Below are 22,306 nucleotides of genomic sequence, written 5' to 3'. Positions count from 1 at the left end.
ATGGCAACACAATTCGTCCGCTACACGCCTGACGTCGAAGACGACGACCCGGACTTCGACTGGTACCTGCAGAAGGTGATCGACAGGACCGAGAGCTTCATCGCCGAGTCGGTCACGGCCGGCGGCACCGGACAGGCCCTTCGCGACGCCCATGCCAAGGGCTACGGGCTGGTCCGAGGAGAAGTGGAAATCCTGGACGGACTTGCCCCCGAGTACGCCCAGGGCATCTACGCGACGCCCGGAACCCACGACGCGCTCATCCGCTTCTCCAACGGATCGCCGCACGCCGGAGCCGACGCACGGCTGGGCAGCGCCACCGGACTGGCGCTGAAGATGTTCGACGTTCCCGGCCCGACCCTGCTGGAAGACGAACCGGACACAGGCACGTTCGACTACGCCAACATCAACGGACCGATCTTCTTCTGCAACACCATCGAGCACTACCTGTTCATCCAGGAGCTGTTCCTGAACGCGCCGGCCTACTTCTCCCAGGGCCGACGCGGAGCACATCGCTTCTTCACCGAGTTCGTGACCGGAAAGGGAACGCTGGAACAGGACGACTGGGCGTGGGACGAGTTCCTGGCCTTCTTGCGCCTGTCGAAGACCCCTCTGACGAACGTCCTGCTGTCCAGCTACTGGACCATGGGCGCGGTCCGGCACGGGGACTACATCGCCAAGGTGCGCATCACCCCCGACCCGTCCTCCGCTGCCGCGGTGGTCCGGCGCGACATCGACCCGACCTCCGCGCGGGAGGTCTTCCGACCGGCCTTGGCAGCCGAGCTGCAGGAGCGGCCCTACACCTTCGACGTCCAGGTCCAACTCTGCACCGACCTGGGGCAGATGCCGGTGCAGGACACCACCGTGGAGTGGCCCGAACGGCTCTCGCCGTCCGTCACCGTGGCGAAACTGAGGCTGCCGCGGCAGGACATCTCCGGCCCCGGGAACCTGGCGAAGATGGACGCGCTGTCCTTCACGCCCTGGCGGGTCACCGCCGAGCACGCGCCTCTGGGCAACATCATGCGGGCCCGCAAGGAGGTCTACCGGCACTCCTCCATCGCCCGCCATCAGCTCAACCGGCAACCGCGCACAGAGCCCCGCAGCATCGACGAGGTGCTTGACCCACCCCGATGAACGTCAGCAGTGGGTATCCGCCGCACGTGAAGACGCTGGTCAGATGGCTCGACCGCCAGGTGGCCGCCGGGCCCGTCAAAGAGCAGGACCGCTCAGCGCGTCAGGTAGCAGGCACCGCCTCCGGCGTGTGGAACCTTGCGCGGAGCGCCACGGTGTAGCGCCGCAGCAGCAGGACGGCGGTGGTGGCGAGGCCGGTGAGCAGGCCGAGCCAGATGCCGAGGGTGTGGAGGCCGGCGGCGTAGCCGAGGAGCCAGGCGGCGGGGAGGCCGATGAGCCAGTAGCCGATGAGGGTGATGCGGAATCCGCTCTTGGTGTCGTCGAGGCCGCGGAGGAGTCCGACGCCGATGTTCTGGGCGCAGTCGAAGAACTGCAGGACCATGATCACCAGGAGCAGGTGGGTGGCGATCGACACGGCCTGTGCGTCACGGGCGTTGCTGGTGTCGAAGAACGGGCTGAGCACGAGGCGGGGCAGCGTGGCGTAGACGATGCCGACGATGAGCATGACGGCGCCGGCGCAGGCGAGTGCGGTGTTCTTGATGCGCAGGGCGGTTTGTGGCCGTTCGAGGGCGAGTTCGCGGCTGACGTTGATGGACGCGGCGTGGGAGAGGCCGACGGCGACCTGGAAGACGATGGCGACGAGTTGGTTGATGGCGGTGTGGGCGGCGAGCGCGGCGCTGCCGAACGTGCCGGCCATCAGGGCGGTGACGGAGAAGAAGCCGGCCTCGGAGCCGTAGGTCGCGGCGATGGGGACGCCGAGTTGGAGCAGTCGGCGGACGGTGGCGCGGTCGGCCTTGGTGATGTTGAGGGTCAGGAGGGGGCCGAGGACGGTGTCCTTCTTCGCCGCGAGGTAGAGGGCGAGGAAGGAGAGCAGGTAGACGAGGGAGGTGGCCACGCCGATGCCGGGCAGTCCCAGTTTCGGTAGGCCCCAAGTGCCGTGGATCAGCGCCCAGTTGATGCCGGCGTTGACGGCGACCGAGGCGATGGTGATCTGGAGGAGCGCCTGCGGGCGTCGCATGCCGACGGTGAACTGGCGGATCGCCTGGAACCACAGGCAGGGCAGCAGGCCGGGGGCGAGGGCCAGCAGCATGGCCTGGGCGCGGCTGACGACGTCGGCTTCCTGGCCCAGGAAGGTCAGGGCCTGCCCGATCAGCAGCATGAGCGCGGCTCCGGCGACGCCGGCGAGGGTGGCGACGGCCAGGCTCGCGCGGACGATCCTGCGCACCTCGTGCTGGCCGTCCTGCTCGGCGCGGGCCGACGCGTTGGTGTCCTGGGCCGTTTCGGCGCGGGCGGAGGCGCCGGCGATCTGGTTGCCGACGGAGGTGACCAGGCCGACGCCCATGGTGCGCAGTTGGTTGAAGATGACGATGGCCAGTCCTCCTGCCGCGAGGTCGGCGGGGCCGAGTGCGCCCATCATCACGGTGTCGGTGGTGGTCAGCGCCACTTGTGCCAGTTGCGTGAGGATCAGGGGCACGGCGAGGGTGGCCAGGGCGCGACTGTCGCGGAGGAGGGTGGTCAGCGGCATGGTGGGTATCAAATCCTGCGGAGTTTGGTGAGTTGCTCGTCGATCTCGCGTTCCATGGCGTGGTCGATGAGGTTACGGGCGTTCATCCAGGCGTCGTTGAAGACGGTGTCCAGGTATTTCTCGCCGCCGTCGTTGATCAGGGCGACCATGGTGCTGCCGGGCGGGAGGGCGGGCAGGCGGGTGAGGGCCTCGTGGACGACTCCGCCTGCCGAGCCGCCGATGAGCAGGCCGGTGCGGGCCACGGCGCGGGCGGTGGCGAAGGCTTCGACGTCACCGACCTTGACGCCCTCGTCGATGAGGGAGAAGTCCACCAGGGCACCGACCTCGGCGCCTTCGGGGGTGCCGGTGCCGGACTGGTAGTAGTCGTGGGCGGGGCCGCCGAAGGCGATGGAGCCCTTGGGTTCCACGCCGATGGTGGTGAAGTCCGGTATGAGGGTGCGTAGTTCACGGGTGGTGCCGCAGAGCGCGCCGCCGGTGCCGACCGCCCCGACGAGGACGTCGAGCCGGCAGCCGAGCGCCTGGTGGAGTTCGTGGGCGACGGGGAAGTAACCGACGCCGTTGGCGGGGTTGTTGTGCTGTTCGGTGAAGACGGTGTTGTCCTGGCCGTGGGCCATCTTCTCGGCGAGTTCCTCGCGGGCGGCGGTGGCCAGTTCCTCGGTGCCGTCGTCGACGACGTAGACGAGTTCGGTGCCCAGGGCCTGCATGCCGCGGAGTTTGTCGGCGGCGGCGTGGTTGTCGACGACGGCGGTGAAGGCGTAGCCGCGCTCGGCCGCGATGACGGCCAGGCCCAGGCCGGTGTTGCCGGAGGTCGATTCGATGATGCGGCCGCCGGGGCGCAGTTCGCCGGCCTCCTCGGCGGCGTCGACCATGGCGCGGGCCATCCGGATCTTGGCGGTGCCGGTGGGGTTGTACATCTCCAGCTTGAGCAGCAGGCGGCTGCCGGTCTCGGTGCGGCACAGCTCCAGCAGCGGGGTGTATCCGATGAGTTCGGAGATGCGGGAGACCACGGCGGGGCGCGCGAGTGCCTCGTTCACGGGATGGCTCCTGGGCGGTTCGGGGGTCAGCATGGGGGGCGGCGGTCGAGTCGCCAGCGCGGACGTTCGCCCAGGCGGTCCATGACGACCTTGGGCGGCAGTGGCAGGTCGTGGAAGGGGGACTCGTTGGAGTCCATCTGGTAGCCGGCCGTGTTGGGGTAGACCAGCAGGTCGCCGACGCGGGGGCGGGCGGGGAAGGGCACCTTGCGCCAGGTGACCAGGTCCGACTCCAGGCAGGACGCGCCGCCCACACAGGCGGGGTGCACCTCGGCGTCCGGTGTGCCGTGGACGCGGCCGGCGGGCGTGACCAGTTGGGGGTCGGGGAGGTATTCGCTGTTGAACCACTGCTCGGACAGGCTCAGGCTGGTCCCGTCGACCGTGACGATGCGGTAGCCGGCGCGTTCCTTGACGCCTTGGACGCGGAAGACGGTCGAGCCCGCTCCCGCCAGGAGGGCCCGGCCGGGCTCCAGCATCAGCATCGTGCCGGTGTCCCTGAGACGCTCCGCAAGGGTGTGCCGTCCGCCTTCGGGGGTGCTGGCCAGGATGGTGCGCAGGGCGTCGGCTCCGGCGACGGGAGAGTGGTAGGGGTAGAAGTCCCTTGCCCGGAACGCCTTTTGGGCGTGGAAGTGCGCGGGCTGCTGCTCGGTGAGGAAGGTGTGCCAGTGGTCGGCCGCGCTGTAGTCGACGGCGAATCCGCCGCCGATGCTGATCCGGTCGGCCTGCAGACCCAGCAGCCTGGCCTGGAGGCACAGGTCGATGAGTTCGTCGGCGAGGTCGGCGCGGGGCTGGGTGGCGTAGCCGGACAGGTGGAAGCTGAAGCCCTCCATCCGCACCGCGTCCCCGGCACGTAGGCACCGGTCCAGTGCGGTTTCCAGTTCGGCGTCGTTCATGCCGAAGCGGCTGTGGGGCTGTACGGAGGGCAGTCGGCGCAGCAGCAGGCGGGCCGGGCGGACCGTGCCGGTCAGGGCGAGGGTGAGGAGCAGATCGAGTTCGTCGAGCGCGTCGACGGCGACCAGGCACCCCTGGAGGAGGGCCAGGCGCAGCAGTTCGTCGCTCTTGGCCGGGCCGGTGACGACGATGTTCTCGCCGCGTACCCCGTGTCCGAGGGCCTCGCGTAGTTCGCCCGCGCTGGCCACGTCGACGCCTGCCTGGTGGGTGGCGCAGCGTTCGGTCCACACCGCGGCCTTGTTGGCCTTCTTCGCGTAGTACACCCGCCCCTCCACGCCGGCGTCGGTGAGTGTGGTGCGGAAGGCGGCGAGGTTGGCGTCGAAGCGGTGCGGCAGCAGGAAGTGGAAGGGGCCGTCGAAGGCGTGGGACAGCTCGTGCAGCAGGCCGCTGTCCAGGATCCGGTCGGTGTCCGGGTCCGGGTGGGCGGGGAGGGTCGGCGTGGTCGTGGTCGTGGTCGCGGTGTCGGTCACTGCCACAGCGGCACCTGCACTCCCAGCCCCTGGTCGAGGGCGAGTTGGGCGAAGCGGTGGCCGAGGGCGATGTCGGTGACGACGAGTCCGCTGTTGTAGGCGAAGATGCGTTCGTCCGCCGAGCGGCGACCGGCGACGGCGCCGGCGAGGACGGGCGGGAACTCGGCGTCGACGGCGCGGAGTTCACCGTTGTCGTCGGCCATGTCCGTGCCGGTGACCTTCATTTGGGCCTCGCTGGTGGCCACGACGCGGTCGGCGCGGTGGAGGGTCGAGGGCGCCAGTCCGTGGCCCACGAGGATCGACAACGCGCCCGCCGTGAGCCAGTCGGCCTCGACGGCGGCCGGGGTGTGGCTGCCCGCGGTGGCGAGGACGATGTCGGCGTCGCACGCGGCGGCCCGCAGGTCCGTGACGATCTCCACGTCCCGTTCGGGGAAGTGGCTGCGCAGTTCCTGTCGTACGGCGGCGATGCCGTCGGGGTGGGTGCCGAACAGCATGAGCCGGTCCAGGTCGGGCAGGGTCGTCAGCAGGAACGGCAGAGCGAGCCGCCCTTGGGTTCCGGTGCCGATGACCAGGGCGCTACGGGCGTCGGGGCGGGCGCACGCGCGGGCGAGGAGGGCGGAGACGGCCGGGGTGCGCAGGGCGCCGATGCGGCCGCAGTCCATCATGGCGAGGGGCAGTCCGGTGACGTCGTCGTAGAGGGTGAGCGCGGTGTAGTAGTGCTGGTCCTCGCGGCCCTTGTCGAGTCCGTGCTTGTACGAGGTCTTGATCGCCACGACGTCGCGGGATCCGTCCCGGCCGAGCATGGCGTAGGAGACCGAGTGCCCGTCGGCGGGCTTGACGGTCAGTTTGCGGGGGTTGTCGGACCCGCCTGCGTGGAGGGTGCGGTAGGCGCCTTCGACGGTGGCGACGACGTCGGCCAGGGAGATGTCGATCCCGGCGAGGTCGCTGGTGGACAGTACCCGCAGGGTCGTGTCGTCGGTGGCTGTGGGACGGGGTTCGTTGGCCACGGTGGTGTCGGTCACCTCTCTGCTCGGTGCGGGTGGTCAGGCTGCGTGAGCTTCGATGGCTGCCTGACCGTATCCGTGCTCGTCGGCTTCGGCCAGGGGGCGTGTGCGGCGTCCCGGCACGCGGACGGAGGCCCGCTTGAGCCACCGGTCGGTGCCGTCGTAGCGGGCCCGGAAGGGGACGCGGCCGTGGACGACGAGGTCGTTGTCGACGACCAGGACCTCGCCGGGGCGCAGGCTCACCGCGACCGAGACGCGGGCGAGTTCGGCCTCCAGCCGCTGGTAGGCGGCCCGGTGTGCGGGGGTGGCGTCGTCGAGCGGGGTGTAGGCGGGGTCGAAGCGGAGGGTCAGCCCGTCCCTGGCGTGGAAGAGGGTCGGGACGGGGGCCGGTTCGCCTCCCACGAAGCCCTGCGCCTGGGTGTAGGCGTCGTCCGGCAGGATAGACAGCTTGGGTCGGGTGAGCAACGCCGTTTCGGCCTCGGAGAGTTGGACGTGGCGGATGCTGGCGGCGGTGGTGGCGATGTGGTCGTGGTTGCGCAGGCAGCCGAGCATCAGCAGGTGGGCGCGTCCGGGGTGGAAGGCGTCCTCGGTGTGCGGGCTGAGCAGCACGCTGCTGGACGCGCCGGTCTGTTCGGTCTCGTGGCCGGGGGCGGGGACGATGTTGTGGACGAAGCGGCCGTCCTGCTGGCCTTCCCAGGCGAGGGGGTTGCCCATGAGCGTGGCGAGCAGCAGCATCGCGATGTCGTGGGCGGCGCCGCTGTCGCCGGCGGTGGCCCAACTGGCGGGCGTGGGGCCTATTGCGGTGTCGTCGACCGGCAGTCCGCGCAGGACGAACAGGCCGTCGTCGGTGTCGACGGGGCGCAGTGCGTGGCGGATCGGTTCGCTCAGGCTGTCGGCGAATTCGGCGACGTGGGCGAGGAGTTCGGGCGAGGTGGCGGAGGTGCCGAACTCGGTGAGGATCTTCTCGGCGGCCTGACGCAGTTCCCCGACGCTGGTGGCGTCGAGCTGGCGGACGGGGGCGGCTCCCGTGCTCATGGCGGTGTCATCCGTTTCCGTTGGCGGCGGGTGAGGTCCGGGGCGGAGGCCGCGCGTCGGCGGCGCGGCACGTCGAACGGATCGGCGAAGGGGCGGTCTGGGGGTGTGCCCCGCGCCGGTGCCCTGCAGACGGTGACGAAAGTACCGTCGACCCTTAGGTAAGGCAAACCTAACTTCATTTTCCGGCTCAGTGCCCGAGTTTGCGGAACTCCGCACTACAAAGGGCTGGTTGACAACAAACGGATCGCGGCAATCCGCGTCACGCGTCTTGCGGGAACGGTTGTCATTAGGGTAGGCAAACCTAAGCAACTGACACCTGAGCAGAGCGAGGCAACGTGAACTTCAACAGGCGACAGGTGCTCTGGGCCGGCGGCGGCATAGGCGCGGCCGCGCTGCTGGCCGCCTGCAACGGCGGCAACAACACGGCCTCCTCCGACTCCGGCGGCACACCGAGAAAGGGCGGCACCCTGCGCATCGGCGCACTCGGCCGCGCCTCGGCCATCACCCGCGACCCACACGGCAACCAGGGCAACGAGAGCGACTACCTCATCATCGCCCTCGTCTACGACACCCTCACCGCACCCGGCCTCAAGAAGAACACCGTCGGCCGACTCGCCACCTCCTGGAAACCGTCCAAGGACCTCAGAACCTGGCGCTTCACCCTCGCCAAGGGCGCCACCTTCCACGACGGCACCCCGGTCACCGCCGACGACGTGGTGTGGTCACTGCGCCGCCTGCGCAACACCCCCGCCGGCCCGGCCAGGCTCCCCGGCATCAAGGCCGAGCACATCACCGCCGAAGGCAGGGACACCGTCGCCCTCGTCTCCGACTACGCCAACGCCGAACTCCCCATGCTCACCCGGCTGACCACATTCATCCTCAAGAAGAACACCCCCGACAAGGACATCGCCAAGGCACCGGGCACCGGCCCCTTCACCCTCGACTGGTACCGCGGCGGCAACGCCCGCCTGCTACGCAACGACCACTGGCACGGCGGACAGGTCTACCTCGACGCCGTCGAGGTGACCATGTTCGAAAGCCCCCAGGCAATGGCGAACGCCATGCTCTCCGGCCAGATCGACGTGGCCTCCAACGCCGGCGCCGTCGCCGCCCGAACCGCCGCCACCCGCAAGGACATTCACGTCATCCGGCGCCCCAACGACATGGCGATGCCGATCGTGATGCGCACCTCCAGCGGCCCGTTCGCCGACCCCAGGGTCCGCGCGGCGATGAAACTCGTCGTGGACCGCGAAGCCATGGTCAAGCAGGTCCTGTCCGGATACGGAGCCGTCGCCAACGACATCCTGGGCACCGCCGACCCCGACTACGCCAAGAGCATTCCACAACGCCCCCGCGACCTGACCAAGGCCAAACAGCTCCTGACCGAGGCCAAGTTCGACCTCTCCAGGACCTACGAGCTGGTCACCACCGAAGACATCGCCGGCCTCGCCGAGTCCGCGACCCTGTTCGCCTCCCAGGCACGTGAGGCCGGCATCAGAATCAACGTCACCAAGCAGGAGTCCGGCACCTTCTACGCCAAGACCTGGCTCAAGGGCGACCTCTACACCAACTACTGGGGCACCAACGACTCCGTGGTCTTCTTCGCCTCCAAGACCATGACCACCGGAGCCGGACAGAACGAAGCCGACTGGTCCGACAAGGACTTCGACGCCGCCTACCACGAGGTCATCGCCACCGCCGCCCCCAAGGCCCGCGCCACCGCACTGCGCAACCTCCAACAGATCGAACACGACGACTCCGGCTACCTGTTGTGGGGCATGGCCGACGGCATCGACCTGGCCGCACCCAAGGTCCACAACCTGCCCAAGCTCCCCGGCTACGGACGCGTCCAGCTCGAAAAGGTCTGGCTCGCACAGTGACCGACACCGCCACACCCACCCCCTCCACGACACACCCCGTGGCGCACTCCGCCGCCCGCCGCACAGCCACCCTGGCCCTACGCGTCGGCGCCGCACTGGGCAAACGCCTCGCGATGCTGGTGATCCTGCTCGCGGTGGTGTTCGCGGCGGTCGACCTGCTCCCCGGCGACGCGGCCTCGGCCACCTCCGACCGCGGCGAGTCCGCGGCGAGCATCGCCGCCCGACGCCACCAACTGGGCCTGGACCAACCGGTATGGGAACGCTTCTGGCACTGGATCGGCGCCCTGCCCACCGGCGACCTCGGCACCTCCGCCCGCGGCGAACGCATCAACGACCTGCTGGCCGCCCCCCTGCCCAACACCATCACGCTGGCCACCACCGCCTTCGCCCTCACCGTCGTCGCGGCACTGGCCCTCGGCACCTGGTCCGCCGCCCGCCCCAAGGGCCTCGTCGACCGAGTGGTCGACCTGACCTCCACGGCGGCCTTCGCACTACCCGAATTCGTCGTCTCCATCGGCCTGTTGCTCCTGCTGTCCCTGTGGACCGACTGGCTGCCCGCCGCCACCGTCACCGGCCCCGACGGCGCCCCCGCCACCTGGACCATGCTGATCATGCCGGTGCTCGCCCTCACCGTCCCGCAGACCGGATGGAACACCCGCATCGTCCGCGCCGCCCTCGCCGACCAGGCCGCCACCCCCCACGTCGAAGCCGCCCACCTCGACGGCCTGTCCGCCCGACGCGTACTGCTGCGCCACGCCCTGCCCGGTGCCTGGCCGGCCATCGCCACCGGCATCGCCACCTCCACCGGCATGCTGCTCAGCGGAACGGTGGTGGTGGAAACCCTCTTCAACTACCCAGGCATCGGCACCGTGTTGGCCGGTGCCGTCGCCGACCGCGACACCCCCGTCATCGCCGCCGTCGTCGCCTGCACAGCCGCCCTGATCACCGTCGTCCTCCTCCTGGCCGACCTCGTCCGCGCCCGCACCCTGGGAGACCGCCCATGACCCACATCGCGGTCCTCAACCAACGGGCGGCGCGCCGCCGTCCCTGGCCACGACTGCTCCTCCCCCTCGCCCCCGGCGTCCTGCTCGTCCTCCTGGCCGCCCTCGGGCCGCTGCTGGCTCCGCACCCCCTCGACAAGCCCGTCACCGCCCCCTACAGCGAACCCGGCACCGACGCCGCGCTCGGCGGCGACCAACTCGGGCGCGACGTCCTGAGCCGACTCCTGCACGGCGGCACCGCCCTCATCGGCAGCGCCCTGACCGTAGCGGCCACCGTCACCCTCCTGGCCACCCTCCTCGGCTGCCTCGCCGTCCTCAACCCCCGCCTCGGCCGCCTCATCGAACGCACCGCGGACACCGCCATCCTCCTGCCGCCCCTGCTGGGCATCATGCTCCTCGCCCTTGCCTGGCCCGGCGGCGGCCGGCTCACCATCACCGTCGCCGCCATCGCCCTCGGCACCCCCTACGCCGTGCGCATCATGGCCAGCGCCGCCGCCCCCCTGGCCACCGCCGGCTTCGTCGAAACCGCGATCGCCAACGGCGAGAGCACCGCATACCTGGCCCTGCGGGAGATCCTGCCCAACCTCCGCGCCACGATCCTGGCCCTGTTCGGACTCCGCTTCGTCGACGCCGTCTACGTCATCTCCATGGCCGGCTTCCTCCAACTCGGACCCCAACCACCCGAAGCCGACTGGGCACTGATGGTCCGTGAGAACGCACCCGGCATCATGCTCAACCCGTGGGCCGTCGTCGCCCCCGGCCTCGCCATCGGCCTGCTCGCGATCAGCGTCAACCTCGCCGCCAACACCCTGGCACCGGCCACCGCCCGCAAGGCCGCCCTGCGATGAGCACCAGCCGCCGCACACCCGCACCCACATCCCAGGACACGCACGTGGACGCCGCACCCACAACACCCCCCGTCTCGGTCACCGACCTCGAAATCCGCCTGACCGACGGCACCACCCTGCTGCACCCCCTCAGCCTGAGCCCACAGACAGGCACCATCGCGGCCCTCACCGGCCCCTCCGGCTCCGGCAAGACAACCCTCCTCCGCGCCCTCATCGCAGACCTCCCGCACGGCGCCCACGTCACCTCAGGCACCGCCCGGATCCTCGGACAGGACGTCTTCGCCCTCTCCCCCACCGCCCTGCGCACCCTGCGCCGCCACCGCGTCGCCTACGTCGGACAGGACCCCGGTTCCGCCCTCAACCCCCGCATGACCGGCCGGCAGTTGATCGCCGAAGTCGCCACCGATCGCGCACCCACCGCGGTCGCGGAGCTGATGCACGAATGCCGGCTCCCCGACGACCTCGCCCACCACCGCCCCGGCGCACTGTCCGGCGGACAACAACGCCGACTCGCCCTGGCCCGCGCCCTCGCCCGACAACCCGACATCCTGCTGCTCGACGAGCCCACCGCCGGACTCGACCACACCCTGCGCGCCGACATCACCGACCTGCTACGCCACCTCGCCACCGCCCGCGGCATCACCATCGTCCTCACCTGCCACGACCCCCACGTGGTCCGCGCCTGCGCCAACACCGTCACCACCCTCAGCACCACCTCGACTCCCCCACTCCCCACCACCCCCCGCAAGCCCACCGCCACCTCCTCACCGCCCACCGCCACCACCGACGGACTGCGCGCCACACACCTACGCGTTGCCTTCACCCACCGCGGCCACACCCACCAGGCCCTGGACTCCGTCCACTTCCACGCCCCCCTCGGCTCCGCCACCGGCATCACCGGCCCCTCCGGCTCCGGCAAGAGCACCCTCCTGCGCACCCTCGCCGGCCTCCAGAAACCCGACTCCGGCACCCTCACCTGGCGTGGAGACCAACTCCCCGTCCACGTCCGCAAGCGCAGCCGCGAGCAGCAAAAACGCATCCAACTCGTCCCACAGAACCCGCTCGGCACTCTCAACCCCACCCGCACCATCGGCGCTTCCCTCGCCCGCCCCATGCAACTGCACCACACCGCAACCAAACCCCACCTGCCCGCCCGAGTCCGCGAACTCCTCAACGACGTCGGCCTCCCCACCGAGTTCGAGGACCGCTACCCCCACGAACTCTCCGGCGGACAACGCCAACGCGCCTCCATAGCCCGCGCCCTGGCCGCCGAACCCGACCTCCTCCTCTGCGACGAGGTCACCTCAGCGCTCGACCCGCCCACCGCCACCGCGATCCTGGAGCTCCTCACCCACCTCCGAGCAGAGCGCCGCCTCACCCTCATCCTCGTCAGCCACGACCTCGACCTCGTCAACACCCACACCGACAACGTGCACGTGCTGGCCCGAGGACGCCTGTCCGACTCCGCACCCCTCCAACAGATCGGCGCGCGACCCGGCTGATCAACATGGACCGACGCCAAAACACTGACCGCCGGCCAGACTTCCCGGAGAAGAAGCCCGGCCAGCGGCCAGTTGTGACGCTGTGGGTTGAGCGGAAACCCTTGGCTTGGCCCTGAGAAGGCCAACGAGGCCCGGCCCGGAGGCCGGGCCTCGGTGTTACATTCCGTCGCCCCCTTCGCCCCCGTCTTCCTTACCGTCTCTGCCTTCTCTGCCTTCCGAACCTCTGCCCTTGTCCTCGCCGCCCCGCTTCTCTCCCATGGAGCCGACGGTGTTGCTGCAGCCCATGGTCGAGCCGACCCTGCTGCTCTGCGCACCCGGTGCGCCCTCGCCGTTGAGAGCGTTGCCCAGCAGGCCGTTGAGAATCCCGACCTCGCCGAGGACGTCGAGGTTCAGGTCGTGCGACCGGCACGAGGCGCTCTGCCTGATGTCCAGGTCGGTGCCGCCCCTTCCACCGTCGGCGTAGGCAGTGCCCGCACCGAGGAAGCCGAAGCTGCTGACGACGACGGCCATGACGGCCGCCTTCTGAAGCTTGTGCATTTCTTCTCCAGTGGTTGAACGAGGCAATTCGTGTTATAGCGCCGTATCACAGTCATAACAGGGTCAATGCGGAATATGCCGCAGCTGCCGAGCGGCGCGCCGTTCGCTTAACCGTCGCGGACGAGCGGCCACGCGTGCCTGGCGTCGGACGGCAGCCATCTACGGCCGCAGGCCGGCCAATTGAGGGGACCTTGTAAGGAAGGTGGAACGCCAGATGGCGGAGCCCAACCCTCGCCGCCTTCGTCCGCGCCAACAACGGCAACTACGCGGCCGGCATGGCGGGCGCGGCAACCGCGATCGCGGGCATGGGCAACGCGGGCGGCAGAGGGGGAGATGGCCGGCACCGGCCGCGAACTCCGAAAGCGCCCGCGGCACCCTCACCGATCGCCAAGACCGTGCCCTGCCCTGGAGCACGGGAAGTACGCCCTGCCCCTGGACTTACTCACTGCGCTCGGCACAACAGTCGCCGAACTCCTACGCGCCCTTCCCTGACCGCACTCGTGGAGTCGACACTGGTGAAGTCGACACTCACCCACGGAGCCGACATGCGCGATTTTCTCCGCAACAACCCGGTGATGGTTCGCTCCATCGTCGTTGCCCTGTTATCCCTCCTCGCGACCGCCGTTCCCGCCTTGGCCGACATAGCCGTCAACGAAACCGTGGTCGGCGTCGGGGTCGCCCTCGCATCCGTATGGCTCGGCCTCGGCGCTCACCAACGCGTGACGCCGACACACAAGATCCCGGACCCCGACGACAACACGCAGGACTGACTGTTTCCGGCCATCGACGCACAAGCCCCTCACCGGCCCCGCTCGGTAGGGGCTACCACCTTGCCTTGGACCTGCCTCCGGAAGGGCACCGTGCAGCCGGGTTCCGCCGCCAACTCCCCCACTGCGCAGGCTCGTTGGTCGCTCGGGCCGCATGTCGTCACACGGTCGTCGCCGGCGGGCGTGGCGGCTTCGTGTGGGCCGGTTCGCCGGGGTCAGGCTTGCGCGGTGGGGCGGACGACGATCTCGCTGACATCGACGCCGTCGGGCTGTTCGATGGCGTAGCCGATGGCGGAGGCAATCGCCGAGGGCGGCATGGCGATCTCGTCCCGCTGCCGGGTCATCGCGGCCGCGACCTCAGGACTGGCACCCTTGCCGACGCCTTCGGTATGGGTGAAGCCGGGTGAGACGAGGGTGACGCGCAGGTCGGGTCCCGCTTCCTGGCGCAGGCCCTCGGTAAGCACCTTCACCGCCGTTTTGGTGGCCGCGTACACCGCCTGGGGGGATTTGACGACGTAGGCCGCGGTGGAGGCGACATTGACGAACTGTCCGGAGTGCTGCTGCCGGAAGATGGGCAGCGCCGCCCCGATACCGTTCAGCAGGCCCGTGATGTGGGTGGCGACCATGGCGTCCCAGTCGTCCTGGCGCAACTCGTCGAACGGCGAGACCGCCATGGTGCCCGCGTTGGAGACCAGGACATCGAGCCGGCCGAAGCGCTCGACACCCGCGTCGGTCAGGCGCTTGAGGTCCTCGCGGCGCGTGACATCGACGACGACCCCGACGGCCGAACCGCCCTGCGCCGTGATCCGATCCACCACCGCGCTCAACCGATCCTCCCGCCGGGCCCCAAGCACCAGGCGAGCCCCGCGCGCGGCGAGATAGGTCGCCGTCGCCTCTCCGATGCCGCTGCTGGCGCCCGTGATCGCGACCACCTTGCCCGTGATGCCTGTCATGTTCAGTCCTTAGCGAGGTGTATGGAGGCCGATGCGGTGACCTACAGTGGAACTGGGGGTGCCCCCAGTTAACGTCAGATTAAACGGGGGCGCCTCCGGTTAGCAAGACCGGAGCGACCGAGAAGGGACGATCAGCACAATGACCGAGGGAGCGCAACGGCCGTTGCGAGCCGACGCGCGGCGTAACCGGGAGAAGATCCTCGCGGTGGCAGCGCGCGTCTTCGCGACGGAGGGGCTCGGCGCCCACCTGGAACGCATCGCCAAGGAGGCGGGGGTGGGCAGCGCCACGCTGTACCGCAACTTCCCCACCCGCGAATCACTGGTCGAGGCCGTCTACCGCAACGAGGTGGCCCAACTGTGCGACGCAGCCCCCACGCTGCTGGCAGCGAAGCCGCCCCTGGACGCCCTGCGCGCCTGGGCCCGCCTCTTCTTGGACTACGTGACCACCAAGTACGGCATGATCGACGCCCTGCGCGCCATCGCCGCGACAGGGAGCAACCCGTACGGTCACAGCCGGGAGATGATCCGGGCCGCCCTGAGCACCCTCATGGAAGCCTGCGTGGCCGCCGGTACGATCCGCACCGACATCAGCCCCACCGACATCGGCGTCGCCCTCGAAGGCATCGCCTACACCTCAGCGAGCCCCGAACACCGCAAGCAGGCAGAGCGCCTGCTCGACCTCACCCTGGACGGCCTGACGACCCGTCCGTGATCGATCCGCAGGACATGACCGGCCGACGGGACACACCACCGCGTCCCAGTGCGACAGCGCCTCGTGCGGTTCACCCGGGCTGTGGCGCCATCGGGAGCAAAACCTCTCCCCGTGCCGGCGCAGGGTCAGTTGAGCGGCAGGCCCAGAGAACGCAGCGTGCCTGGTGAAACGTCAGCGCCTTCGAGCGCGTCGGCAAGCCGCAACGCGCGGTCCGCGATGACGAGGTCGCGGGGAGCCTCGGGAACCGCACCGCCCGCACGCGCCAGGTATGCGGCGATCGCACGCCAGGAGTAGAACTCCGTGCCGTCCGTTCCCGACACCGGATCAGGAAACCCGCCGGATCCACGCTGGCTCTTGGCGAGTTCAACGAGCTCATCATGGCCGCGCCCGCAGCGTTGTGCGGCCTCCTCAAGGGTGATGGTGTCGCCGTACCGCACGCCAACGGCGCGGAGCCCTGGGATGAGCCGGATGTCGCGCGCCACCTGCGCGACGGCGTCCAGCAGCGTCGGCGATTCGATGTCGCACGACAGCTCCCTCAGCGCCTCCGGGTCCGGAGCGTGTGCATACACCTCGGGATCGTCGGGGCCCAGGGCGTAGGAGACCGAGCCGTCGGCGAAGGCGTCGCAGTGGTCGAAGGCATCGGCCTGCCCGCGGGTGAGGGGCTGGTTGATCAGGAGGGTGAAGCTCCACTCAGACACAGCGCGATGTCCTTTCAGTGCCGGTGATCCCTGACGAAGCGATCAATACGCTTCGCCTCATTACCAGGATTCTTCGGAGTGCCCGAGACAACATGGCGTGCTCCGCAGGAACAACACACCACCCACCCCCATCGATGCCCATTCTTGTCAGGCACTACCTGGCAGCCAGCGCTCCTGGCCCGGTCAAGGGCCGCCGCAACATCCCCGTCTTGGTGCCGTCCCTTGGAAATCACCCGCGGCACCCTACTCAGCACATCATCGAGATCGCAGCAAGTAATGCACCGCGATAGCGAACTCCGGCCACCACCACCCGCCTCGAATGCGTCAACGCCGCTCCCGGCTGACGGACGGCTGCCGGAGATCGCGAAAGGAACTTTTCCCTCGCTGCGGGAAGAACGCCGAATCGATGTGGGGCCAAGCCATCTGCCGGAATCGCGGCATGCGTTGACGCGATCGGTCAGCACAAACGGGCCGGAACGCAGCGTGGGATCGCCGGCTAACCAAATCGACGGTTCCACACCTCATAGGTAGCCGTCCGCCACCAACCACTACGCGAGCGCCGGCCTGTTACGCCGCCGCATAACTGCAGCCCGAGACGTGTCACCCGGCCGGGTGATCTCTCGATGAGTGCGGTCCTGCGGGTTCCGGAACGAGGCGAGGATGGGCGGCATGATCGACGCTTGTGACACTGATCTTCCGCTTGTGGACGCCGAGTTCGGGTTGACCTCGGGGTCCGGGCTGCCGGATTCCCGACTGATCGCTACCATCGAATCGGCCCAGGCGGTTTTCGACGCCGAGCGTGCCTCGCTCGCGTCAACGTCCTTGGAAATCAACCGACGGGCCTGGCCTGTCTGCCCATCGATCACCGTGCTGCACAAGGAGGCCGAGCCCGTCCTTCGGCAGTGGGCGACCACAGTGGTGGAGTGCCTGCAGCAGGTGGTGCGGAGCTACTCCAACGACGCACAGGTGCAGGACCTGCTCGCGGTCCCGGCACCGCTGCACCGATGGATCATGGAGTGTCCCGAACCGCACCGGCTGCGCGTCGACTTCTGCCGCCTGGACCTCCTGGGCGACACCCTGGGCACCACGAAGGTACTGGAGTTCAATGCGAGTGGCCCCGGCGCCGCGCTCTCCTTCGGCACGCTCAACCGGCTCTGGCGCCAGTCCGATCTGGGTACCGCGCTGGGCGGGACAGCCCGGACCCCGTTCGAGCACCCCGAGTGGTTCGCCGACTGGTTGATCGACTACGGCCGGCGGCAGGGCCTGCCCGAAGAGGACACCCGGGACATCGGCATCTTCCACAACGCGCGCAGCGCTGCCAACGAGTTCGGGATCATGTACGCACAACTGCGGCGGCGCGGCCGGACTCCGCTGGTCCTGCGGCCCGACGAGGTGGGGCGGGCGGACGAGCTGCGACTGGGGTACTTCAAGTACATTCCGCACGACTTCGACGAGCCCACCAAGTGGGACGACTTCTGCTCCCGGGTCAACAACGGGTCACTGGTGATTCCCAACGTCCTCGCCGAGCGCTTCGTCGCGGAGAACAAGCTCTGCCTGGCCGTGCTCTCCGATCCCCGGTTCCAACACCTCTTCACCCCCGAACAAGCCGCGGCCCTGGACGCGTTGGTCCCCTACAGCCGCAAACTCGGTGACGGCATCACCTGCGCGGAGGCGATCGCGGCGCGCGAACAGCTCGTGCTCAAGGCTCCCTACGGCTGCCGGGGCCAGCAGATCGTCATCGGCACCCACACCACCGCCGCGGAGTGGGAGTCCGCCGTGCGTGCGCCGCAGCACCAGGGCTGGTTGGTCCAGCAGCGTGTCAACGTGCCGACCGTGCCCGCCGAGCAGGGGCACTACTTCCGGGACTTGGTCGTCCCCGTGCTCGACGGGCAGGTCATCGGCTACGGAAGCCGGCTGAGTACCGACCCCGTCATGAACGTCGCCCGCGGCGGAAAGATGGCCGCGGTCTTTGCCCCCCTCAGTGGGACGTGACGACCGAACCGCCCTGCTTCAGCGCGAGCATCCCCCGGGTGAGCTGATCGAGCGCCATCCGGGGGCTCGCCAGCAGCAGTTCCTCCGGTACGGACAGCAACCACTCGCGAGCGCTGTCCTCGCGATCGGCCGGAATGCCGAGCACCGCCCGGTGGTAACCGAGGTGCAAGGGCCCGCGGTTGGCGGGGTTGCCCGGAAAGGGGCGCAGCTCCACTCCGGCCGGAACCGGCGGCAGGACGGCCCCGTTGCGTACGGGCAGTTCCAGCGCCACCCGCTCGGCCCGGCACCGCGGCGAGGGGTACCCGAGGGCGGCGGCGACGTGTGCGGCGTGCGGGTCCACGTCCGTGCTCGTCCAGCTCAGGTTGGTCATGCCGCTGAGCCGTCCGTTGATCTCGATGAGGTACGGCCGCCCGTCGTCACCGACCGCGAAGTCGAGTTGCCACGGGCCCGCCGGACCGAAGGCGTCCACGATGTCCCGGACGACCTCCACCAGCTCTTCGTGCGCCTGGTCAGGCAACACGGCCGGCGCGACCCGGACCCTCTTCCCGGGCGCGCAGTCGCTGTCGAGTCGTCCCATGGCGGCGACAGGCCACGCGATCGTGCCCGATGGTGTGGTGAGCAGCTCGACGCCGAACTCCTCACCCTCGACGGCGGCTTGGACCAGGACGGGATACCTGACGTCCTGGCACACCTGTTGCAGGGACCGGCTGTCCACCACGTAATGACGGCCGGCGAACGGCTCGCTGCACGCCTCCTTGACGAGGGCGGGCAGTCCGAGCGTGCCAGCGGCGGCCAGCAGGGCCGCCGGGTCGTCGCAGACAGTCCCGCGCGGCACCGGCCAGTGTCGCTGTCGCGCGACGGAGTGGAGCCACACCTTGTCGGTGGCGAGCCACGCGAAGTCCTCGGAGTGGGCCAGCATCCGCTGCCCCGACGACCGCCAAGTCGCCCCTACCCGGGCATAGACGGGGAGCAGGCGTTCCTGGCCGATCTGGCCCATGTTCGCAACGGCGAGGTCCGCGTCGTACTCGCGCAGAAGCGACAACAGACCGGCGTCGGTCAGATCGGGCGGTAGCTTCCCGCAGACGGCCTCAGGGCCCAGGAACGCGTCCAGATCCACGAACCCCAGGACGACCACGTCAGCTCCGGCGCGCCGGAGCGGCGGCACCATTCGGTCCGCACGGTGTTCGCCCAGCAGGACAACTCGCATATGACCTTCCGCAATCAAGCGCAGGGGCCTGGCAGCGGCACGCGCCAAACCCCCGCACCGTCCCGTGAGGGTGCGACGGACATGGCGGTATCCCTGCGCGGGCCGAGGACGGATAGAGAGAACCCGGTACTTGTAGCAACCCCGACGTCGCCGGAACCGGCGATTGCCCGCTCCCTCACCTTCCCGGGTGACTCGATCCCTTCCTTCCGGGCCCACCCCTGTCGTCAGTTCAGCATGCGCCCGATCTCCGCCGGGGTCTGGCGGGTTCGGCCGAAGGAGGGGTTGGGCCCCTGCCCGTCAGTCCTGCTCGATCCCCTCCCCAAGGCCGTCGATGTTCCGCCATCCGCACCCTCCGCTCCCACCGCCGCCGCCTCGCTGCGCCGCCGCAACATCCTCGGCCTGGCCATCACCGCGTTCGGAGCCCTGTTGGTCGCTGCCGCCGTCGGCAGCCAATACCTCCTCTTCGCCGCCGTACCCGTCCTCCTGATCGGACTGATCGTCCTCACCCCGCTGCTCGCTCTGGGGGTCACCGGGCTGCTGCGCTCCCCGTTGCCCCGGCTGGCAGGCATCCGCGGCAAGCTCGCCGTGGAGAACGCGCGCCGCAACCCCCGCCGTACGGCGGCCACCGCGACCACCCTCATGGTCGGCCTCGCGATGGTCACCGCCGTCACCGTGGTCATCACCTCGGTCAACCGCCTGGACGAGCAGCACGCCGACCGCTCCATGACCTCGGACCTGCGCATCACGGCCGTCGACTTCGCCGAGATCGGCGACGGCACCGCCGCTCGCGTGGCACGACTCCCGGGCGCCGAGGCGGTCACGCCGATCATCCGCACCTCCTTCGACCCGTCTGACGCCGGCTCCCTGCCGGCGACGGCCGTTGACCCCGCCACGGTGCAACGCCTGGCACCCGTCACCGTCCGGAAGGGCTCCTTCGACCGACTCGACCACGGCATCGCGGTCACCGAGAAGACGGCCGCCGCCCATGGTTGGCGACTCGGCTCCCGGGTCACCGGCACCCTCGGCGACGCGGGCCCGAAGACCAGCCTGCCCGTCGTCGCGATCTACGACGGCCCGGACGACCTGACCCCCGTCCTCATCTCCGACCAGGCCCTCCCGCGCACCTCCGGCACCGAGCACCGGCCCCGCACCGAATCCATCCTGATCAAGGCCGCCCACGGCCGAACGGCCGGGCTCCGCAAGGAGATCCAGCAAACCCTGGACAACCCGGCGCTGCTCGTCCAGGACCGCGCCTACGCGAGGGCGGCCGCCGCCGCGAGGAACGCCCCGTTCCTCGACATCATGTACGCGTTGCTGAGCATCACCGTGCTGATCGGCGCCCTCGGGGTGGTCAACACCATGGGCATGGCCGTCTTCGAACGCGTCCGGGAGATCGGCGTCCTGCGGGCTCTCGGCCTGGACCGCCGACGCGTCGGCTCCGTCCTGCGCCTGGAGTCGGTGACCACCAGTCTCCTCGGCTCGGCACTCGGCCTCGTCGCCGGCAGCGCGATCGGCGCGGCGGCGGTCCTCGGCCAGGAAGGCGTCCCCCTCGTCATCCCGTGGGACAGGACCCTCCTCTTCTTCCTCGCCACCACCGCTATCGGCGTCCTCGCCTCCCTCTGGCCAGGGCGCCAGGCCGCGAGAATCCCCCTGCTCAAGGCCATCACCACAGACACCGAATGACAGCCAAGCGCCCTGCGAGGCCCCACTCCCCCACCACGCGGGGCGCCTCCGCCACGACCGACGCCACCATCCCAACGCCGCCCCGCAGGCCAATGCGCCCCTGCGCCCGCTACTTGGCGGGCTTGCCGGGCTGGTCGTGGGTCGAGCAGTGGATGCCGCCACCGCCCGAGGCGATGGTGTCGATCTTCACCTGCACGATGTCACGCTTGGGGAACTGGTCCTGCAGGATCCCCTTCGCGCGGTCGTCGGCCGCGGCGTCGCCGAAGCGGGGGATGAACACCGCGCCGTTGGCGACGTAGAAGTTCGCGTAGGTGGAGACGAAGGCGTCGCCCCGGCCGGTGATCTTGTCGAGGTCCGGCTGGGGCAGGTCGACGACCTCAAGGGGCTTGCCGCGGGCGTCCGTTGCGTCCTTGAGTACCGACCTGGCCTGGTCGGCCGCGCGAGACCAGACGTCCGGGGGGCTGTCGGGGAAGGCGCGGTCGACGAGGACGACGCCCGGCGCGGTGAACCGGGCGATGCTGTCGACATGCGCGTCGGTGATGTCCTTGCCGCGCACCCCGGCCAGCCAGATCACCTTCTCGATGCCGAGACTGCTCTTGATTTCGGCCTCGATCTGATCGCGGCTCTTTCCCGGGTTGCGGTTCTTGTTGACCACCGAACTCTCGGTGACCAGCAGGGTGCCCGCTCCGTCCGTCTCGAAGGAGCCGCCTTCGGCGACCAACGGGGCCTTGGTGCGCGGGATGTCGTACTTCGCGAGGAGGGTGCGGCCGACCTGGGCGTCGTTGTGGTGCTCCTGCTTGTTGCCCCAGCCGCTGAAGTTCAGGTCAACGCCCAGGATGCCGCCGGAGTCCTCGACGAACACGGACACGGTGTCCCGCGCCCACAGGTCGTCGACCTTGAGGGGGATCACCTCGACCTGGGAGCCGCATGCCTGTTGGGCCGCGGCCTGCTGCTCGGGGCGAGCCATCAGCACCACGGCTTCGTACTCGCCGATCGCGCGGGCCACGCGTGCGATGTCCGCCCGGACGGACGGGAGTTGATCGCCCCAGACCGACTCCAGGGCCGGCCAGGACATGAAGGTACGGGTGTGACTGTCCCACTCGGCACCAAAGCGTCGGCCCTCGGTCTTCGGCGAGGCGGAGGAGGAGCCGGCCGGCTTCGGGGTGTCGCGCGGACCGCAGGCGGCCGTTCCGAGGGCGAGGGCGCCGATGCCCGCGAAAGAGCGCAGGACGTTCCGGCGGGACAGCGAGGTCTGGGGCACAGAGAACTCCGAATACAGCTAACGAGCCCGCATTCAGGCAGAACTGATCCTGAATCAGGGTTCCTGAGGATGAAGGGTATGCGACGGTCGTTGCGATTTCCGGCAGGTGCGGACGGGCGCC

19 protein-coding genes are annotated in these 22,306 nt (G+C 69.6%); 9 read left to right on the top strand and 10 right to left on the bottom strand.

Going from position 1 to position 22,306, the window contains the following annotated elements; genetic code table 11:
* The gene (locus ACIQU6_RS20670) at positions 1-1,131 is read left to right on the top strand and encodes a catalase family protein (RefSeq protein WP_403483102.1); all 1,131 of its coding nucleotides are present in this window, start codon (positions 1-3) and stop codon (positions 1,129-1,131) included.
* Between the two features lie 100 nt (positions 1,132-1,231).
* Here ACIQU6_RS20670 and ACIQU6_RS20665 read toward each other — a convergent pair whose 3' ends face one another.
* The 5 genes from ACIQU6_RS20665 to ACIQU6_RS20645 are packed head-to-tail and all read right to left on the bottom strand — an operon-like array spanning position 1,232 to position 7,144.
* Positions 1,232-2,653: an MATE family efflux transporter gene (locus ACIQU6_RS20665; RefSeq protein WP_403483101.1), complete on the bottom strand. Its 1,422-nt coding sequence runs from the start codon at positions 2,651-2,653 to the stop codon at positions 1,232-1,234.
* Positions 2,654-2,661: 8 nt separating this feature from the next.
* Positions 2,662-3,687 (bottom strand): cysteine synthase family protein, encoded by a 1,026-nt coding sequence (locus ACIQU6_RS20660; RefSeq protein ID WP_403483100.1) that lies wholly within the window; start codon positions 3,685-3,687, stop codon positions 2,662-2,664.
* Positions 3,688-3,713: 26 nt separating this feature from the next.
* Positions 3,714-5,111 (bottom strand): Y4yA family PLP-dependent enzyme, encoded by a 1,398-nt coding sequence (locus tag ACIQU6_RS20655; protein ID WP_403483099.1) that lies wholly within the window; start codon positions 5,109-5,111, stop codon positions 3,714-3,716.
* Positions 5,102-6,127 carry an ornithine cyclodeaminase family protein gene (locus ACIQU6_RS20650; RefSeq protein ID WP_403483098.1) on the bottom strand — a complete coding sequence of 342 codons (1,026 nt, stop codon included), beginning with the start codon at positions 6,125-6,127 and terminating at the stop codon, positions 5,102-5,104. The genes ACIQU6_RS20655 and ACIQU6_RS20650 overlap by 10 nt, the downstream gene beginning before the upstream one ends.
* A gap of 21 nt (positions 6,128-6,148) precedes the next feature.
* Entirely contained in the window at positions 6,149-7,144 is a 996-nt protein-coding gene (locus ACIQU6_RS20645; protein ID WP_403483097.1) for a TauD/TfdA family dioxygenase, read from the bottom strand.
* A 335-nt stretch (positions 7,145-7,479) separates the two neighbouring features.
* Between ACIQU6_RS20645 and ACIQU6_RS20640 the strand changes: the two genes are divergently transcribed.
* Genes ACIQU6_RS20640 through ACIQU6_RS20625 form a run of 4 tightly spaced genes read left to right on the top strand, consistent with a single transcriptional unit; the run spans position 7,480 to position 12,375 of the window.
* Positions 7,480-9,024: an ABC transporter substrate-binding protein gene (locus ACIQU6_RS20640; RefSeq protein WP_403483096.1), complete on the top strand. Its 1,545-nt coding sequence runs from the start codon at positions 7,480-7,482 to the stop codon at positions 9,022-9,024.
* The gene (locus ACIQU6_RS20635) at positions 9,021-10,028 is read left to right on the top strand and encodes an ABC transporter permease (protein ID WP_403483095.1); all 1,008 of its coding nucleotides are present in this window, start codon (positions 9,021-9,023) and stop codon (positions 10,026-10,028) included. The genes ACIQU6_RS20640 and ACIQU6_RS20635 overlap by 4 nt, the downstream gene beginning before the upstream one ends.
* Positions 10,025-10,873, top strand: a complete 849-nt coding sequence (locus ACIQU6_RS20630) for an ABC transporter permease (RefSeq protein WP_403483094.1) — start codon at positions 10,025-10,027, stop codon at positions 10,871-10,873. The genes ACIQU6_RS20635 and ACIQU6_RS20630 overlap by 4 nt, the downstream gene beginning before the upstream one ends.
* A 44-nt stretch (positions 10,874-10,917) precedes the next feature.
* Entirely contained in the window at positions 10,918-12,375 is a 1,458-nt protein-coding gene (locus tag ACIQU6_RS20625; protein WP_403483093.1) for an ABC transporter ATP-binding protein, read from the top strand.
* A gap of 156 nt (positions 12,376-12,531) precedes the next feature.
* Here ACIQU6_RS20625 and ACIQU6_RS20620 read toward each other — a convergent pair whose 3' ends face one another.
* Entirely contained in the window at positions 12,532-12,912 is a 381-nt protein-coding gene (locus ACIQU6_RS20620) for a hypothetical protein (RefSeq protein WP_403483092.1), read from the bottom strand.
* A 515-nt stretch (positions 12,913-13,427) separates the two neighbouring features.
* Between ACIQU6_RS20620 and ACIQU6_RS20615 the strand changes: the two genes are divergently transcribed.
* Positions 13,428-13,682 (top strand): hypothetical protein, encoded by a 255-nt coding sequence (locus ACIQU6_RS20615; RefSeq protein WP_403483091.1) that lies wholly within the window; start codon positions 13,428-13,430, stop codon positions 13,680-13,682.
* Between the two features lie 212 nt (positions 13,683-13,894).
* Here the strand turns inward: ACIQU6_RS20615 and ACIQU6_RS20610 are convergent, their stop codons facing one another.
* Complete coding sequence (locus ACIQU6_RS20610) at positions 13,895-14,632, bottom strand: SDR family oxidoreductase (protein ID WP_403483090.1); 738 nt, start codon at positions 14,630-14,632, stop codon at positions 13,895-13,897.
* A 139-nt stretch (positions 14,633-14,771) separates the two neighbouring features.
* Here ACIQU6_RS20610 and ACIQU6_RS20605 point away from each other — a divergent pair, with 139 nt between their 5' ends.
* A complete protein-coding gene (locus ACIQU6_RS20605; protein WP_403483089.1) occupies positions 14,772-15,344 on the top strand; it encodes a TetR/AcrR family transcriptional regulator in 573 nt (190 codons plus the stop codon).
* Positions 15,345-15,469: 125 nt separating this feature from the next.
* On the opposite strand, the gene ACIQU6_RS20600 is transcribed toward ACIQU6_RS20605, so the two are convergent.
* Entirely contained in the window at positions 15,470-16,042 is a 573-nt protein-coding gene (locus ACIQU6_RS20600) for a hypothetical protein (RefSeq protein ID WP_403483088.1), read from the bottom strand.
* An 867-nt stretch (positions 16,043-16,909) separates the two neighbouring features.
* Between ACIQU6_RS20600 and ACIQU6_RS20595 the strand changes: the two genes are divergently transcribed.
* Positions 16,910-18,034, top strand: coding sequence for a hypothetical protein (locus tag ACIQU6_RS20595; RefSeq protein WP_403483087.1), 1,125 nt, complete (start codon positions 16,910-16,912; stop codon positions 18,032-18,034).
* Here ACIQU6_RS20595 and ACIQU6_RS20590 read toward each other — a convergent pair.
* Complete coding sequence (locus ACIQU6_RS20590) at positions 18,021-19,202, bottom strand: hypothetical protein (protein ID WP_403483086.1); 1,182 nt, start codon at positions 19,200-19,202, stop codon at positions 18,021-18,023. The two genes, ACIQU6_RS20595 and ACIQU6_RS20590, sit on opposite strands and share 14 nt — an antisense overlap.
* A 273-nt stretch (positions 19,203-19,475) precedes the next feature.
* On the opposite strand from ACIQU6_RS20590, the gene ACIQU6_RS20585 reads away from it, so the two are divergent.
* On the top strand, positions 19,476-20,924 hold the full coding sequence (locus tag ACIQU6_RS20585) for an ABC transporter permease (RefSeq protein ID WP_403483085.1): 1,449 nt from the start codon (positions 19,476-19,478) through the stop codon (positions 20,922-20,924).
* A 109-nt stretch (positions 20,925-21,033) separates the two neighbouring features.
* Here the strand turns inward: ACIQU6_RS20585 and ACIQU6_RS20580 are convergent, their stop codons facing one another.
* Entirely contained in the window at positions 21,034-22,185 is a 1,152-nt protein-coding gene (locus ACIQU6_RS20580; protein WP_403483084.1) for an agmatine deiminase family protein, read from the bottom strand.
* Positions 22,186-22,306: the final 121 nt, after the last annotated feature.

The sequence above is a fragment of the Streptomyces sp. NPDC090442 genome (genome assembly GCF_044769405.1).
In the GTDB taxonomy this organism is placed as follows: domain Bacteria; phylum Actinomycetota; class Actinomycetes; order Streptomycetales; family Streptomycetaceae; genus Streptomyces.
The sequence above is the reverse complement of the archived record's forward strand: the minus strand, read 5'-3'. Positions and strand labels throughout refer to the sequence as shown.

Bases quoted from the DNA above. Each gene is read 5' to 3' on its own strand.
- ACIQU6_RS20670 (WP_403483102.1), top strand. From the start codon at position 1: ATGGCAACACAATTCGTCCGCTACACGCCTGACGTCGAAGACGACGAC.
- ACIQU6_RS20665 (WP_403483101.1), bottom strand. From the start codon at position 2,653: ATGCCGCTGACCACCCTCCTCCGCGACAGTCGCGCCCTGGCCACCCTC.
- ACIQU6_RS20645 (WP_403483097.1), bottom strand. From the start codon at position 7,144: ATGAGCACGGGAGCCGCCCCCGTCCGCCAGCTCGACGCCACCAGCGTC.
- ACIQU6_RS20630 (WP_403483094.1), top strand. From the start codon at position 10,025: ATGACCCACATCGCGGTCCTCAACCAACGGGCGGCGCGCCGCCGTCCC.
- ACIQU6_RS20620 (WP_403483092.1), bottom strand. From the start codon at position 12,912: ATGCACAAGCTTCAGAAGGCGGCCGTCATGGCCGTCGTCGTCAGCAGC.
- ACIQU6_RS20610 (WP_403483090.1), bottom strand. From the start codon at position 14,632: ATGACAGGCATCACGGGCAAGGTGGTCGCGATCACGGGCGCCAGCAGC.
- ACIQU6_RS20605 (WP_403483089.1), top strand. From the start codon at position 14,772: ATGACCGAGGGAGCGCAACGGCCGTTGCGAGCCGACGCGCGGCGTAAC.
- ACIQU6_RS20590 (WP_403483086.1), bottom strand. From the start codon at position 19,202: ATGGTGCCGCCGCTCCGGCGCGCCGGAGCTGACGTGGTCGTCCTGGGG.
- ACIQU6_RS20585 (WP_403483085.1), top strand. From the start codon at position 19,476: ATGCGCCCGATCTCCGCCGGGGTCTGGCGGGTTCGGCCGAAGGAGGGG.